We start from the raw sequence: 13,386 nt of genomic DNA, 5'->3' as shown, positions 1-13,386 counted from the left end.
TGTTCAGGACCCCATTGTTCCGATGGTGCGCCAAGGCGCACCCTATTCAAGCTTCAGACATCGTTTCCAAGGACAACCCGCCATGAGCCGCCTGCGCATCTTCGCCGACGACCGCCCCGACGCCCCGCTGTCGGTCGCCCACGACCACCCGACGATCGCCGAAACGCTGTCGACGATCGGCGTGGATTTCGAGCAGTGGCGCGCGGCGCAGCCGATCCAGGCCGGCGACCCGTCCGAAGCGATCATCGCCGCCTACCGGGCCGACATCGACCGGATCAGCGCCGAGCGCGGCTTCACCACCGTCGATGTCGTCAGCATCGCGCCGGACAACCCGAACCGCGAGGCGATGCGCGCGAAATTCCTCGACGAACATGTCCACAGGGAAGACGAAGTGCGCTTCTTCGTCGCCGGCTCCGGGCTGTTCAGCCTGCACGTCGACGGCAAGGTGTTCGAGGTGCTGTGCGAAGCCGGCGATCTGATCTCGGTGCCGGATGGCGCCACGCACTGGTTCGACATGGGCCCGGAGCCGAGTTTCGTCGCGATCCGTTTTTTCCAGCAGCCGGACGGCTGGGTCGGACATTTCACGGGGACGGATATCGCGCAGCGGTTTCCGCGTTATGGCATTGGACAAGCAGGTTGACTGTCATCCGTCATTTCCGCGAAAACGCAAGGCGCGTTACAACGGCAGAAGGCTGGCCATCCAGGAAAATACGACCGCACCCGCATGGATTCCCGCCTTCGCGGGAATGACGAGCCGAAGCAGGCCACTCCGCATTTTTTCAGCAGCAAGCGATGACCACACTGATCCTCACCGACATCGAAGGCACCACCAGCAGCATCTCGTTCGTGAAGGATGTGCTGTTTCCGTACGCGCGCGACGCGCTGCCGGGGTTCGTGCGCCAGCACGGGCTGCGCGATGACGTGCGCAGGTGGCTCGACGCGGTCGCGACCGAGCACGGCGCCGTCTGCAGTGACGATGTCATCGTCGAAATCCTGCAGGGGATGATCGACGAGGACCGCAAGCACACCGCGCTGAAGGCGCTGCAGGGCATGATCTGGGGCGAAGGCTACGACAACGCCGATTTCACCGCGCACATCTATCCCGATGCCGCCACGATGCTGCGGCAGTGGCATGCCGCCGGGCATCCGCTGGCGGTGTATTCCTCGGGTTCGGTGCCGGCGCAGAAGCTGTTCTTCGGCCACACCGATGCCGGCGACCTCACCACGCTGTTCGGCGGCTGGTTCGATACCGAAGTCGGGCACAAGCGCGAGGCCGGCAGCTATCGCGAGATCGCGCGCCGGCTCGATCGCCCGGCCGAGGACATCCTGTTCCTGTCCGATGTGGTCGAAGAACTCGACGCCGCGCGCGAAGCCGGCATGCGCACGATGCTGATCGACCGCCTCGAGGATTACCCGCAGCCGCGATTCGACGCCGCCACGCACGGCCATCCGCGCGTCGAGCGTTTCGACCGGATCGCTCCCGAAGACATCCCTGCCCAAGGACTCGCGCCCGCACCATGACCCGTCTGCGCTGCCTGCTGCTGTGCGTACTGGCGATGCTCTGCGTCACCGACAGCGTCGTGGCGAAAGGACTGACCGATCCCGCGCTGCGCGAGCGTCAGCGCGCGATGCTCGCCTCCGCGCTGTCCGCGCTCGCGCCGCAGCGCCCGGGCGTGCCGGACCTGTATGTCGTCGGCGTCGGCGGCGACAGCACCGAGGATGTGTTCCGCAACGAGACCGCCTACCTCGATACCCTGATGACCGGGCGTTTCGGCGCGCGCGGTCGTGTGTTGACGCTGATCAATCATGAGGACAGTCTCGATCGCGTACCGAAGCCGCTGGCGACGCTGGAGAACCTGCGCGCTGCACTGGCGGGCATCGGCAAGACGATGGACCCGGAGCAGGACGTGCTACTGCTGTTCATGACCATGCACGGCACGCCGCAGCACCAGCTGTTCGTGCAGATGCCGCCGAGCTATTTCGATCTGATCGATCCGCGCGAGCTGCGCGCGGCGCTGGACGATGCCGGCATCCGCAACCGCGTGCTGGTGATTTCCGCCTGCTATTCCGGCGGCTTCGTTTCCGCGCTGAAGAACGAGAACACCCTGATCCTCACCGCTTCGCACAGGAACCGGCCGTCGTTCGGGTGCGGCGCGGATTCCGACGCGACCTATTTCGGCCGCGCCTGGCTCATCGAAGCGCTGAACGAAACCACCGATTTCGTCGCCGCATTCGAGACCGCGAAAACGCGCATCGCCGAACGCGAGGACGCCGAGGGTTTCCGCCCATCGCGGCCACAGATCGAGATCGGCAAACAGATCCTGCCGCGCCTGCAAGCTTGGCAATCGCAGCTGGTGCCGGGCCCGAAGGTGGCTTTCACCGTGCCTGCGCCTGCGCAGAACACGGCCGCCACTGCCGAGAAAGCGACAAAACAGAAAGACGAAAAAGCATCCAAGTCGAAAAAATAGCGCTGCAGCATCGATCACCAGCGGTCTGCCGAGCAATCTGTCCAAAAATCTCGGCTCTGGAAAATCCTGTCATCCCGAACGGCCGCGCAGCGGGCGGAGGGACCTGCTTGTGGCCGATGGTGTCGCAACAGCAGGTCCCTCCGCCCGCTGCGCGGCCGTTCGGGATGACAGTGTTTTGTCTATTTGCGCCTGCGGGATGTTGAGGGTTGAGGAATGGCGAGGGCAGGTACTCAGTGGATCTTCTCGCCGCGCGCGAGCATCGCGACCAGCGTCTCGACCCGCTTGGCCTTGGTCTCCGGTTTCTTCGCGGTCTGCACCCGCCAGCACACCGAATAGCGGTTGGTCTTGTCCAGCGCCTCGAAGAACGTGCGCGCTTTCCTGTTCTTCGCCAAGGCCGCCGCCAGCTCCGGCGGAACCTCCATGTTGCGCGCACCATCGTAGGCGGCGTCCCAGCGGCCGTCGGCTTTCGCGGCATCGACTTCGCGCAGGCCGGCCGGACGCATCCGGCCTTCGGCGACCAGGCGTTCGACCTTGCCGATATTGATCTTCGACCACAATCCTTTCGGCCGGCGCGGCGTGAACCGCTGCAGGAAATACGCGCTGTCGAAGCCGCGCTTCTGGCCATCGATCCAGCCATGGCACAGCGCGACCTCCAGCGCCTGATCGTAGGTGACGGTGGCGATGCCGCTGTCCTTCTTCGCGATCTTCAGCCACAGGCCTTTCGACGCAGCGTTCGCGATCAGCCAGGTCTCCCACGTCGCAGCATCTGCGAACGGCAGGACCGGCAGATCATCGGGAAGTGTTTTCGCATCGTTGGCCATGATCACGGCTCCGCATTCTGCAGACGATATTCACCCTGTGCGTGCACGTCGCCGCGCCAGGCGTCGAACGCGCGCACATCGATGCGATGCGTGCCGGCCGCGAGATCGGTCGGCAACGTGCCGCGCCACAGATGCGGCGAGAACGTCGCTTCCGCCGAACGGTCGTAACCGCGCAGCGTCTCGGCATCGGCATCGCGCATGTTCTCGCGCAGCACGCGCGGATCGGGCGCGACGGTGCGGCGCATCGGTCTCCATTCGCCGTCGTCGATCCTGAACTCGACGCGGGTGTCTTCGCGGCCCATGTACACATTCGCGTAGATGCCATGCGCGGGATACGCGCCGCGTCGCAGCACCTTCGGCGCATGCAGGCCGATCTGTCCGTCCTGCGGATCGCGCGCGGCGTGCCAGCCCAGCGCATAGCGGCCATCGCGATCGATACCGAGGCTGGCGTAACCGTTCGGCGTGCCGTCGGGCATCGTCGTATCGGGAATGCCGGCGGCGTCCTTCACGCCGCTCCAGTACGCACCGCAGGCCGCGCCGACGTTGTATTCGTGCAGCGGCGCGGCGCCCTGCCAGCCGCTGCGCGCATCGTGCATCCAGTGCTGCTGGCTGTGGTTGTGGCCGCTCAGGATCAATATCTTCGGAAAATCGCGCAGCAGCGCGAACAGCCGCGCACGGTCGTCGTCGCGGAACGTGTCGCGGCCCTCCGGCTCGAACAGCGGAATATGCACCGCCAGCACCAGCAGGCGCGTCTTCGGCACGCGCGGCAGGTAGGCTTCGAGGAATGCGAACTGGTCTTCGCGCAGTCCGCCGATGTACGCCGGACTGCCGCCGGGGCGATAGATCACGTCGTCGAGACCGACGAACACCGCCCCGTGTTCCTCCCACGCGAACGTATCGGAACCGAACGTGTTGCGGAACGTCTGCAGCGAATCCTCGTCGCGCGCCGCATCGAAATCGAGATCGTGATTCCCGGAAACATGCAGCCACGGCACGCCGATGCGCCGGGTTTCGGCGTTCAGGGCCGGGTAGAGATCCAGCTTGTCGTCGACGATATCGCCGAGGCTCAATCCCAGCTCGGGAGCGCGTCGCGCCCCGCCGGCTTCGGCGAGCACGCTCTCGGTAAGCACGCTGTCGACGATGTCGCGGGCGTAGTAGCCGACATCGGCGGACGACTTCACCTGCGGATCGGCGAACACGCGCACCTCCAGCCAACCATCGTCGGCCGGCGCGCGACGCAGCGCGATATCGAAACGGCTCGGCCACTGTCCGGCCGCGATGCCGCCGTACTTCAATGCGGGCGATGCCATCGGTGCTCGGGCTGCCGGCAGATGCCGCCAGGCGCCCGGCCGCGCCAGGTCATCGCCCGGCAAGCGCCACCCCGCCGGTTTGATCGCGAATACCGTCTGCCCGGGCGACACCGGCAGACGATAGCGCCCGCGATCGTCGGTGATCGCCAGCGCACGTCCGTTCGACAACGCCACCCCGGCAATGCCCGGCTCGCCTCGACCCTGGCGACCATCGCCATTGCGGTCATCGAAGACCGTGCCGGTCAACGTGCGCGCATCATCGAACGCCTGCACGTTCCCGGCTGCGGCAAGCACCGCCAGCCACAGCACACCATCGCGAAACCGCATCGTCGCCTCTTTACTGCCCGGGCCAGTACAGGATTATGCCTTCCCATCGGCGCCCGTCGTAACGGCATCCTCCCACCAGACTGCAGTAACATCGCGCTGATCCGGATCACTGGGGGAGATGCATGCCGTTTAGACGCACCTGGTTGTGGGCAACCGCCCTGGCGACGATTGCGATGCTGTTCGCGATCGGCTGCCCGGCGGCCAATCCGCCACCGGCGGAATTGGACGACCGCACCGATGCGCTGCCGCTCACCCCTTACCTCAGCTATCTGCACGACAAGAGCGCGGTCGATTCCGCCGACGATGCATGGCGGCTGATCGCCGCCGGTCGTTTCGAGCGTGTGCCCAACGGCAAGACCGCCTTCGGATTCCAGCAGGGCGCGTACTGGTTCCACGCCCGGGTCGTCAACCGCAATCCCGGCGAACCCTACTGGATGCTGGTGCAGAGCTTCGCGTTGATCGACCGCGTCGATGTGTATCTGCGCTATCCGGACGGGCATGTCGTCCATCACGCGAGCGGCGACGCGCTGCCGTTCTCGGCGCGCAGCATTTCCTATCGCCATCCGAATTTCCGGATCGCGCTGCCGCCGGGCGAAGCCATCGACCTGCTGGTGCGCACCCAGAGCCAGAGTTCGATGCAGGTGCCGCTGGAGCTGTACACGCCGGCCGCGTTCACCTCGCTCTCGCGCGACTCGCAGTTCGTGATGGGCGTGTACTACGGCATCCTGCTCGCGCTGTTCGTCTACAACCTGGTGCTTTGGATCACCCTGCGCGATGCCAGCTATTTCTGGTATCTGTTCCACATCACCGCGTTCGGCCTGGTGTTGTTCACGCTCAACGGTTACAGCTTCGAGCATCTCTGGCCGAACAGTCCGTGGCTGGCGAATGTCGCGGTGCCGCTGTCGATCTGCATGGCGATCGTCGGCATGCAGCAGTTTTCGCGAAACTTCCTGGAGCTGCCCAAGCGGTTCCCGCGCGGCAACATCGTCAGCCTGTGCGTCATCGCCGTCTGCGTGCTGCTGGCCATCGCAGCGCTGTGGCTGCCGTATCGCATCGCCACGCCGTGGGCGACGCGCGCAGTGATCGTCAGCGTGCTGTGGACGGTCACGGTCGCGATCGTCGTTCTGCGACGGGGCTACATGCCGGCACGGCTGTTCCTGGTCGCGTGGGCGGTGTTCCTGACCGGCGCCGCGATGATCGCCGCGCTCGCCTTCGGCCTGCTGCCGAAGAACATGATGACCGAATACGGCGTGCAGATCGGTTCGGCGCTGGAAATGCTGCTGCTGTCGATCGCATTGAGCTACCGCTACGCGTCGCTGCGCAACGAGAACGAGCGCATCGCCGCCGAAGCCAATCTGCAGTTGGAGCGCAAGGTCGCGCAGCGCACCCAGGAAGTGCGCAGCACGCTGATGCAATTGGAGGACGCGCATCGCCGGCTGCGCGATTCCAGCCGTCGAGACGGTCTCACCGGCCTCTACAACCGCACCCACTTCCACGAAAACTTCGAGCTGCTGCTGAAGGAATCGCGCGAACAGAAGCAGCCGCTGTCGCTGCTGATGATCGATCTGGACCATTTCAAATCGATCAACGACAAATACGGGCATCTGGCCGGCGACGACTGCCTGCGCTGGGCGGCGCAGCGGATCGGACAGTCGCTGCGCGTGCACGAGACCTCGCTGCTGGCGCGATTCGGCGGCGAGGAATTCGTGGCCGTGCTGCCCGGGCACGATCTGCGCAGCGCGGTCAGCGTGGCCGAGAACGTCCGCAAGCGGCTGGTCGAGGAATCATGCGCCAGCGGCGAACACCGCCTGCGCGTCTCCGCGAGCATCGGCGTGCACACGGTCGAGCCGGACGCCGACATCGATTCCGACGCGGCGCTGTCGGTGGCGGATCAGGCGCTGTACAGCGCGAAAGCCAACGGCCGGGATTGCGTGCGTACGTCGATCACGGCGGCGTGACAGCACATCGGGTGCGCCTTCGGCCTGAGGTGCCCACGCTTTTCCCTTCAGAAAAATCAAACGGATCGATTGATCGGCGGTAGCCGTTCTTTCACTCGTCGTTCCCGCGAACGCGGGAACCCAGGGTCTTGCTGCGCAGAAGCTTGAAAGTCGCTGGATCCCCGCGTTCGCGGGGATGACGACGTTATTTTGGAATACCCGAAGAAGCAGGGAGAGCTCAGGCCGAAGGCACACCCTGTCAACTGCGTCGCTTCGCCAATGTTTGCATCACGGCATCGAGATCCAACCCGCGCGCGCGCAGCAGCACGACCAGGTGATAGAGCAGATCCGCCGCTTCGCCCAGCAGCGCGTCGTCGTCCTCCACCACCGCCGCCAGCGCGGTTTCCAGCCCTTCCTCGCCGACTTTCTGCGCGATGCGCTTGATGCCGCTCTCGAACAGCTTCGTCGTGTAGCTGCCGGCGGGCAGATCGACCGCACGCCTGGCGATCAGCGCATCCAGATCGCCGAGCACATCGCCGGGTGCATTCGGAAAACAGCTCACGGTGCCTAGATGGCAGGTCGGCCCCTGCGGCCGTGCCTGCACCAGCAAGGTGTCGTTGTCGCAATCCACTTCGAGTCCCACCAGCGTCAGCACATGACCGCTGCTTTCGCCCTTGGTCCACAGCCGCTGCCTGCTGCGGCTGTGGAACGTGACCTGCCCCGATTCGATCGTCCTGACCAGCGCTTCTCGCGACATGTAGCCCAGCATCAGCACGCGGCGCGAATCCGCGTCCTGCACGATCGCCGGCAGCAGTCCGGACTGCTTGTCCCAGGCGAGCGAATCGATATCGAGCTCCGGTATCTCGACGGAGGGGTTCTCGTTCACAGCCGCACCTCGATGCCTTGCGCGCGCAGTGCGCGCTTGAGTTCCGGGATCGCGATCGCGCCGGAGTGGAAGACGCTTGCCGCCAGCGCGGCGTCGACGTCCGCCTCGCGGAACGCGTCGACGAAATGTCCGATCGCACCGGCGCCGCCGGACGCGACCAGCGGCACATGGCAGATCGCGCGCACCGCCTTGAGCTGTTCGAGGTCGTATCCCTTGCGCACACCGTCGCTGTCCATGCAGTTGAGCACGATCTCGCCTGCGCCCAGCGCCTGCGCCTCGCGCACCCAGTCGAGCGTGGACTTGCGCAGCGCTTGGGTCTTGTCCGGATCGCCGGTGTAGCTGCGCACGCGCCAGACGCCGTCGGCATCGCGCATCGAATCGATGCCGACCACCACGCACTGGCTGCCGTAGGCGTCGGCGATTTCGGTGATCAACTCCGGTCGCTCCAATGCCGGCGTGTTGATCGACACCTTGTCGGCGCCCGCGAACAATACCCGCCGCGCGGTGTCGACGCTGCGGATGCCGCCAGCGACGCAGAACGGGATATCGATGACCGAAGCCACGCGTTCGACCCAATCGACATCGACCGCGCGACCGTCCGGGCTCGCGCCGATGTCGTAGAACACCAGCTCGTCCGCGCCTTCGTCGCGATAGCGGCACGCCAGTTCGACGATATCGCCCATGTCGACGTGATCGCGGAACCGCACGCCCTTGACGACGCGTCCGTCGCGCACATCCAGGCACGGCACGATCCGCACACTCAGCATGCCAGCGCCTCCTCGATGGTCATGCCGCCTTCCAGCAGCGCACGACCGAGCACCGCACCCGCGCAGCCGGCCTCGCGGGCCATGACGATATCGGCGACATCACGGATGCCGCCGCTGGCCTGCAGCGCGAAGCCTTCTCCCCGCGCCACGATCGTTCGATACAAATCGATATTCGGGCCGCGCATCATCCCGTCGCGGGCGATGTCGGTGCACAGCAGATGCTTCGCGCCGGCGTCTCGATAGCGGCGCAGACAGGCATCGAGATCGAGTTCCGCGCGTTCGGTCCAACCGTGGATCGGCAGCTGCCATGCGCCGGCCTCGTCCTGCCGGGTATCGAGCGCGATGGTGATGCGCTCCGCGCCGTAATGTTTCAGCCAGGCTTCGACCGAGGCCGGTTCGCGCACCGCCAACGAGCCGATCACCACGCGCGATGCGCCGTGTTCGAGCATCGATGCGACCGCCGCCTCGTCGCGCACGCCGCCGCCGGTCTGCACCCGCAGGCGACCGTCGTCGGCGATCCTGCGCAGCAGCGGCGCGAGCGTATAGCCACCGGCGCGCGCAGCGTCGAGATCGACCAGATGCAGCCAGCGCGCGCCGGCATCGGCATAGCGCATCGCGACCGCGAACGGATCGTCGGCGTAGCGGGTTTCGCGATCGTAATCGCCCTGCTGCAGGCGCACGACGCGCCCGTCGCGGACATCGATGGCGGGATAGGGAACGAAGGTCATGCGGGAAGCTTCAGGAAATTGTCGAGCAGTCGCAGGCCGGCTGCCGACGAACGCTCGGGATGGAACTGCGCGCCGTAGCGCTTGCCGCTGCCGACCACCGCCGCGAAGCGCTGGCCGTGATCGCTTTCGGCGAGCACGCAGGCATCGGTCTCGTCGTCGACCAGCACCGCGTAGCTGTGCACGAAATAGGCGTGCGCACCGTCGTCGATGCCATCGAGCAGCGGCGAGCCGTCGCCGTTCGCATCGACGCGCTTGCGCAACCGGTTCCAGCCCATATGCGGCACGCGCAGCCCGGGGCCCCCGGACAGTTTGCGCACGCGGCCCTTCAGCAGACCGAGACAATCGACATCGCCCTCTTCCGACGACTCGAACAACAATTGCATGCCGACGCAGACGCCGAGCAGCGGCACCGTGCTGGCGCGCAGCGCGGCATCCAGCCCGCGCGCGCGCAGCAGCGCCATCGACGGTGCGGCGGCGCCGACGCCCGGCAGGATGATCCGTTCCGGCGCACCCAGTTCATCGGCATCGCGCACGAGACGCGGCCGTGCGCCGATCCGGCCCAGCGCATAGCGCACCGAACCGAGGTTCGCGCCGCCGGCATCGATCAGGACCAGACCATCGCCACTCACAGCGTTCCCTTGGTGCTCGGCAGCGCATCGCCTTCGCGCTTGAACGACTGCCGCAGCGCGCGTGCGACCGCCTTGAAGCAGGCTTCGATCTGGTGATGGTCGTTGTCGCCGCGTACGGAGAGATGCAGATTCAGCCCGGCGGTTTCGCACAGCGAGCGGAACGCGTGCGGCACCAGCTCGGTGGCGAGGTCGCCGACTTTCTCGCGCTTGAACGCACCGTCGAACACGAAGTGCGGGCGCCCGGACCAGTCCAGCGTCGCGCTCGCCTGCGCTTCGTCCATCGGCAGGGTGAAGCCGTAGCGGCCGATACCACGCTTGTCGCCCAGCGCCTGGCGCAACGCCTGCCCCAACGCGAGCGCGCAATCCTCGACGGTGTGGTGCTCGTCGATATGCAGATCGCCGTCGCAGCGCAGCCGCAGCGCGAAACCGCCGTGCTTGCCCAACTGTTCCAGCATGTGGTCGTAGAAACCCAGTCCGGTCTTCACGTCGGGTTCGGCCTCGCGGTCGAGATCGACTTCGACCACGATCCGCGTTTCCTTGGTTTTTCGCTCGATCGTCGCGGTGCGCGGTACATCGACGAGGACGTGCGCGATATGCGCCCAGTCGACGCCGTCGCCGAACTGCGGCGATTTCAGCTTGAAACCACGGATGTCCAGATTCGCGGCGAACTGGATATCGGTCTCGCGATCGCCGACCATCGCCGAGCGCGCCCAGTCGATGCTGCGATCGCGCAGCAGCGGCTGCATCAGGCCCAGCGCCGGCTTGCGGTTCGGCGAGTTCTCATGCGGAAAACTGCGGTCGATCAGCACATCGCGGAAGCGGATGCCCTGGCTCTCGAAGATCTGAAGCATCAGCGCATGCGGGCCGTCGAAGTCGGCTTGCGGAAACGCTTCGGTGCCGAGCCCGTCCTGGTTGGTCACCATCACGAAATCGTAGCCGGCGTCGCGCAGGCGCAGCATCGCCGGAATCACGCCATCGACGAAGGCGAGTTTGTCGTAGGCATCGATCTGGAAATCGGCCGGCTCGCGGATCAACGTGCCGTCGCGGTCGACGAAGAGGATCGGCTTCGTCGCGCTCATGCCGCAACCTCCGCCGGCTTCAGCGCTGCGAACACCGCATCGTTTTCATCGGGCGAGCCCACCGTGATCCGCAGCGCGTCGCCGAGCCCCGGCGTGGCGCGCATGTCGCGCACCACCACACCCGCGGCCAACAGACGCCGATACGCGGTTTCGGCGTCGTCGAATCGTGCGAGCAGAAAATTTCCGGCGCTCGGGTACGCCACGCGTACGCCATCGAGTTGCGGCAGCATCGCGAACATCCGTTCGCGTTCGGCGCGGATCGTTACGACCCGCGCGGACGCTTCCGCAAGCGCTGCCGGCTCCAGCGCACGCAGCGCAAGTTCGGCGCAGGGCTGCGGCACCGGATACGGCGCCTGGCAGCGACGCAGCACCGCGATCAGCGCCGGATCGGCCAGCACGCAGCCGATGCGCGCGCCGGCCAGCGCATGCAGCTTCGAGAGCGTGCGCAGTACGGCGATGTTCGGATACGCATCGATGAGCGTGGCCGCCGACGGCGCATCGGCGAATTCGATGTAGGCCTCGTCGACCACCACCAGCGCACGTCCGGCCAGCGCCTGGGCCAATGCGCGCACCGCAGCGAGCGGAATCAGCTCGCCGGTGGGATTTCCGGGCGAACACAGGAACACGATCTTCGCGTGCCGCGCGACGGCGAGGTCGCGCATCGCGGCGAGATCGGTCATCCAGCCGTCCGGTCGCTCGCGCAACGGCGCTTCGATCAGCGGCGCGCCCTGCAGACGCGCGCAGACCGCGTACATCCCGAACACCGGTGGAGCGATCACGATCGGATCGTGTTCGGCGCGGCACAGCGCGCGGACCAGCAGGTCGATGGCCTCGTCGCTGCCGCGACCGATCAGCAGTTGCTCGGGACGTACGCCGTAGACCTCGGCCAATCTCACGCGCAGCGCTTCGGGCTGCGGCTGCGGATAACGGCGCAGCAGACCGTCGGTATCCGCGGCATTCGTCCACGGCGATTCGTTGGCGTTGAGCCAGACCGTGCTTCCCGGCGGCAAGCCTTCGAGCGCGTGGCTGCGCGCGGAGGCGTAGCCGGCGAACGCACGCAGATCCTCACGCACCAGATCGAGGATGCCGGGCTTCGGGTGGGTCGCGAACGGCGCGCTCATTTCGCGGCTTCCGCCTCCGCCGCAGCGATGCGGATCGACACCGCGTTGGCATGCGCCTGCAGTCCTTCGGCCTCGGCGATCCGGATCGCGCTGGGACCGATCCGCTGCAGACCCTCGGCCGAGACGCTCTGCACACTGATCGCGGTCTGGAAACTGGCCACCGACAGCCCGCTCCACGCGCGCGCTGCGCCGCCGGTCGGCAGCACGTGATTGGTGCCGCTGCAGTAATCGCCCACCGCTTCCGCGGCGTAATCGCCGAGGAACACCGAACCCGCCGCGCGCACGCGATCCAGCCACGCATCCGGCTCGCGCAGCGCGAGGATCAGATGTTCCGGCGCGTAGCGATTGCTGACATCGAATGCATCGGAGATCGTCGCCACGCGGATCAATCGCGACTGCGCCAGCGCTTCGCGGGCGATTCCGGCGCGCGGCAGCTGTGCGAGCTGGATCACCAGCGCGCGCGCGACGTGCGCGATCAGCACATCGGAGTCGCTGAGCAGGATCACCTGCGAATCCGGGCCATGCTCGGCCTGCGACAGCAGATCGGCGGCGACGAACGCCGGGTTGGCGCCGCCATCGGCGATCACCATCAGTTCCGAAGGCCCCGCAGGCATATCGATGGCGGGGCCGCCCTCCACGGTCGACACCTGGCGCTTGGCTTCGGTCACCCAGGCGTTGCCGGGGCCGAACAGCTTGTCGCAGGCGGGAATGCTCTGGGTGCCGATCGCCATCGCAGCGATCGCCTGCGCGCCGCCGAGTTTGAAGACCCGGCGCACGCCGCATTGGCTCGCGGCGAACAGCACCGCCGGATCGGCCGTGCCGTCGGCGCGCGGCGGCGTGCAGACCACGACTTCCTCGCAGCCGGCGATGCGCGCGGGCACGCCCAGCATCAGCATCGTCGAGGGCAGCGGCGCGCTGCCGGCGGGAATGTACAGGCCGACGCGCGCGATCGGGCGCACCACCCGCCTGCACTGCACGCCGGGCGCGGTTTCGATCGCGTATTCGGTCGTGCCGCCGTCGCGATGGAAGGCATCGATGCGTTGCGATGCGTCGATGATCGCGGCCTTGAGGGTCGGATCCAGCGACGCCTCGGCGGCGAGGAATTCCTCCACCGTGACTTCGAACACATCCAGCGCGGCGCGGTCGAGCAGACGCGAGAATTTGCGCAGCGCGGCATCGCCGTCGGCGCGGACCCGGGCGACGATCTTGCCCACGCCCAGGCGCACGGCGGCAGCGGAGTCCTGCGTGGGCCGGCGCAACGCGGCGCGGCGGCCGGCATCGTCCAGGGTGTCCCAGGTCAGCAGATTCAGGCC

The 13,386-nt window shown here is 66.7% G+C and carries 13 protein-coding genes; 4 read left to right on the top strand and 9 right to left on the bottom strand.

Annotation, left to right across the window (positions count from 1 at the left end):
- The first annotated feature begins 82 nt into the window (after positions 1-82).
- The 3 genes from HOP03_11355 to HOP03_11345 all read left to right on the top strand — a co-directional run bounded on the left by HOP03_11355 (position 83) and on the right by HOP03_11345 (position 2,468).
- Entirely contained in the window at positions 83-640 is a 558-nt protein-coding gene (locus HOP03_11355; GenBank protein ID NOT88767.1) for an acireductone dioxygenase, read from the top strand.
- Positions 641-792: 152 nt separating this feature from the next.
- Positions 793-1,521: an acireductone synthase gene (mtnC, locus tag HOP03_11350; GenBank protein NOT88766.1), complete on the top strand. Its 729-nt coding sequence runs from the start codon at positions 793-795 to the stop codon at positions 1,519-1,521.
- The gene (locus tag HOP03_11345; protein NOT88765.1) at positions 1,518-2,468 is read left to right on the top strand and encodes a peptidase C13; all 951 of its coding nucleotides are present in this window, start codon (positions 1,518-1,520) and stop codon (positions 2,466-2,468) included. The genes mtnC and HOP03_11345 overlap by 4 nt, the downstream gene beginning before the upstream one ends.
- A 230-nt stretch (positions 2,469-2,698) precedes the next feature.
- Here the strand turns inward: HOP03_11345 and HOP03_11340 are convergent, their stop codons facing one another.
- Entirely contained in the window at positions 2,699-3,289 is a 591-nt protein-coding gene (locus HOP03_11340; GenBank protein NOT88764.1) for a hypothetical protein, read from the bottom strand.
- Positions 3,290-3,291: 2 nt separating this feature from the next.
- Entirely contained in the window at positions 3,292-4,926 is a 1,635-nt protein-coding gene (locus tag HOP03_11335; protein ID NOT88763.1) for a calcineurin phosphoesterase, read from the bottom strand.
- A 122-nt stretch (positions 4,927-5,048) separates the two neighbouring features.
- Between HOP03_11335 and HOP03_11330 the strand changes: the two genes are divergently transcribed.
- Entirely contained in the window at positions 5,049-6,884 is a 1,836-nt protein-coding gene (locus HOP03_11330; GenBank protein NOT88762.1) for a GGDEF domain-containing protein, read from the top strand.
- Positions 6,885-7,122: 238 nt separating this feature from the next.
- Here the strand turns inward: HOP03_11330 and HOP03_11325 are convergent, their stop codons facing one another.
- The 7 genes from HOP03_11325 to hisD are packed head-to-tail and all read right to left on the bottom strand — an operon-like array spanning position 7,123 to position 13,383.
- Positions 7,123-7,725: a bifunctional phosphoribosyl-AMP cyclohydrolase/phosphoribosyl-ATP diphosphatase HisIE gene (locus HOP03_11325; protein ID NOT88761.1), complete on the bottom strand. Its 603-nt coding sequence runs from the start codon at positions 7,723-7,725 to the stop codon at positions 7,123-7,125.
- Between the two features lie 20 nt (positions 7,726-7,745).
- Positions 7,746-8,516, bottom strand: coding sequence for an imidazole glycerol phosphate synthase subunit HisF (hisF, locus tag HOP03_11320; GenBank protein ID NOT88760.1), 771 nt, complete (start codon positions 8,514-8,516; stop codon positions 7,746-7,748).
- A complete protein-coding gene (gene hisA / locus HOP03_11315) occupies positions 8,510-9,244 on the bottom strand; it encodes a 1-(5-phosphoribosyl)-5-[(5-phosphoribosylamino)methylideneamino]imidazole-4-carboxamide isomerase (protein ID NOT88759.1) in 735 nt (244 codons plus the stop codon). Before hisA ends, hisF begins: the two co-directional genes overlap by 7 nt.
- Positions 9,241-9,858 (bottom strand): imidazole glycerol phosphate synthase subunit HisH, encoded by a 618-nt coding sequence (hisH, locus tag HOP03_11310; protein NOT88758.1) that lies wholly within the window; start codon positions 9,856-9,858, stop codon positions 9,241-9,243. Before hisH ends, hisA begins: the two co-directional genes overlap by 4 nt.
- An 11-nt stretch (positions 9,859-9,869) precedes the next feature.
- On the bottom strand, positions 9,870-10,952 hold the full coding sequence (gene hisB / locus HOP03_11305) for a bifunctional histidinol-phosphatase/imidazoleglycerol-phosphate dehydratase HisB (protein NOT88757.1): 1,083 nt from the start codon (positions 10,950-10,952) through the stop codon (positions 9,870-9,872).
- Complete coding sequence (locus tag HOP03_11300; protein NOT88756.1) at positions 10,949-12,073, bottom strand: histidinol-phosphate transaminase; 1,125 nt, start codon at positions 12,071-12,073, stop codon at positions 10,949-10,951. Before HOP03_11300 ends, hisB begins: the two co-directional genes overlap by 4 nt.
- A complete protein-coding gene (hisD, locus tag HOP03_11295) occupies positions 12,070-13,383 on the bottom strand; it encodes a histidinol dehydrogenase (protein ID NOT88755.1) in 1,314 nt (437 codons plus the stop codon). The genes HOP03_11300 and hisD overlap by 4 nt, the downstream gene beginning before the upstream one ends.
- Positions 13,384-13,386 lie beyond the last annotated feature (3 nt).

This window comes from Lysobacter sp. (genome assembly GCA_013141175.1).
Lineage (GTDB): Bacteria > Pseudomonadota > Gammaproteobacteria > Xanthomonadales > Xanthomonadaceae > Lysobacter_I.
This window is presented reverse-complemented; position numbering and strand designations above follow the sequence as displayed.

Excerpts from the sequence above, each read along its gene's own strand:
- HOP03_11355 (NOT88767.1), top strand. The coding sequence starts at position 83 with ATGAGCCGCCTGCGCATCTTCGCCGACGACCGCCCCGACGCCCCGCTG.
- mtnC (NOT88766.1), top strand. The coding sequence starts at position 793 with ATGACCACACTGATCCTCACCGACATCGAAGGCACCACCAGCAGCATC.
- HOP03_11345 (NOT88765.1), top strand. The coding sequence starts at position 1,518 with ATGACCCGTCTGCGCTGCCTGCTGCTGTGCGTACTGGCGATGCTCTGC.
- HOP03_11340 (NOT88764.1), bottom strand. The coding sequence starts at position 3,289 with ATGGCCAACGATGCGAAAACACTTCCCGATGATCTGCCGGTCCTGCCG.
- HOP03_11335 (NOT88763.1), bottom strand. The coding sequence starts at position 4,926 with ATGCGGTTTCGCGATGGTGTGCTGTGGCTGGCGGTGCTTGCCGCAGCC.
- HOP03_11330 (NOT88762.1), top strand. The coding sequence starts at position 5,049 with ATGCCGTTTAGACGCACCTGGTTGTGGGCAACCGCCCTGGCGACGATT.
- hisF (NOT88760.1), bottom strand. The coding sequence starts at position 8,516 with ATGCTGAGTGTGCGGATCGTGCCGTGCCTGGATGTGCGCGACGGACGC.
- hisA (NOT88759.1), bottom strand. The coding sequence starts at position 9,244 with ATGACCTTCGTTCCCTATCCCGCCATCGATGTCCGCGACGGGCGCGTC.
- hisB (NOT88757.1), bottom strand. The coding sequence starts at position 10,952 with ATGAGCGCGACGAAGCCGATCCTCTTCGTCGACCGCGACGGCACGTTG.
- HOP03_11300 (NOT88756.1), bottom strand. The coding sequence starts at position 12,073 with ATGAGCGCGCCGTTCGCGACCCACCCGAAGCCCGGCATCCTCGATCTG.